The organism is Photobacterium andalusiense (assembly GCF_900185625.1).
GTDB lineage: Bacteria > Pseudomonadota > Gammaproteobacteria > Enterobacterales > Vibrionaceae > Photobacterium > Photobacterium aquimaris.
In genome coordinates this window covers 1-1702 of record NZ_FYAJ01000030.1, presented here as the reverse complement: position 1 = coordinate 1702, position 1702 = coordinate 1, and the positions used below count along the sequence as shown (strand labels likewise).

1 protein-coding gene is annotated in these 1702 nt (G+C 44.2%); it reads left to right on the top strand.

What is annotated here, in order from left to right; genetic code table 11:
* Nucleotides 1–1702, top strand: a 1702-nt coding sequence (locus tag PAND9192_RS20145; protein WP_087855092.1) for an Orn/Lys/Arg decarboxylase N-terminal domain-containing protein, incomplete at both ends; no start/stop codon positions are given.

The following is a 1702-nucleotide window of genomic DNA, read 5'->3' as shown; positions in this document are numbered from 1 at the left end:
TCTTATGAAGATGCGCGTGCGGTTATCATGTCGACTCAAATCGATAGCCTAGTATTAGCACTAGAAAAAACTGAAGAGCAAATCGTTAATTCTAACGAAGAAGTTGATTTGTTAGCAGCACTACAAGCACGTCAATCTGAAGTGCCAGTATTTCTACTAGCAGAACGTGCTCGTACATCTATTCTTAACAACCGCCAGTTAATGGAGCGTGTTGATGAGTGTTATTCAGTACTAGAAGACACTGCTGATTTCGTTGCTGGCCGTATCGTTGCTTCAATGCGTCGTTACCGCGCACAAGTGTTACCACCGTTCATGAAAGCGATGATGCACTACAACGACATCCATGAATATTCATGGTCTGCGCCTGGTCACCAAGGTGGTATCGGTTTTACTAAGACCCCTGCTGGTAACCAATTCTTTGAATTCTTCGGCGAAAACTTGTTCCGTACCGATATGGGTATCGAGCGTGCTGCACTAGGTTCATTACTTGACCACAGTGGTGCATTTAAAGATTCAGAAGTTGAAGCAGCTAAGATCTTCGGTGCTCACCAGTCTTACTCTGGTATCGTAGGTACTTCAGGTTCAAACCGTACTATCATGCAAGCATGTATGAAAGATGACGACATTGCTATCTGTGACCGTAACTGTCACAAATCAATTGAACAAGGTCTGATCCTAACTGGCGCACGTCCAATCTACATGGTTCCTAGCCGTAACTGCTACGGTATCATCGGTCCAATCAGCAAAGTTCAAATGAGCAAAGAAGGCATTGCGCTTAAAGCGAAAAATGCGGGTATTCCATTCAACGCTGATGAGAAAAAAGCCAGCTACGCTGTAGTAACTAACTGTACTTACGACGGTTTATGTTACCACTCAGAAGTGACTGAAGCGCTACTAGGCGAAAGCTCTAGCCGTATTCACATGGATGAAGCTTGGTTTGGTTACGCACGTTTTAACCCTATCTACAAGGGTCACTTCGCAATGCGTGGCGATGCTAAAGACCACACTGGTCCTACAGTATTTGCAACGCACTCAACGCACAAGTTATTGAATGCATTGTCTCAAGCATCATACATTCACGTACGTAACGGTGAAAACGCGATCAACTTTGACCGTTTCAACCAAGCTTACATGATGCACACTTCAACATCACCGCTATACGCAATCTGTGCGTCTAACGATGTTGCTGCGAACATGATGAAAGGCGAAAGTGGTCTATCGCTAACTAACGAAGTTAACCGCGAAGCGATCATCTTCCGTCAAAACATGCGTCAACTATTCAACGATTACACTGCTGAAAACGATTGGTTCTTCAAGCCTTGGAATGCTGAAACTGTTACAGAAATGAACGGTGACAACGTTAATTTTGAGAATGCATCTGTTGAGTCTCTAATGACTATCCAACAGAACTGGAAATTGACTCCTGGCGACAAGTGGCACGGCTTTGACGAAATCGACAATGACTGGTGTATGCTTGATCCAATCAAAGTTAGCTTGCTAACTCCGGGTCTTGACGACAACGGTAACTTCCTAGAAACAGGTGTTCCAGCAGCGCTTGTTACTGCATACCTAGGTCGCTTCGGTATCGTACCAACACGTACTACTGACTTCCAAGTAATGTTCCTATTCTCAATGGGTATTACTAAAGGTAAGCGTGACACATTGATCAACACCTTGTTGTCATTCAAGCGTCACTACGATG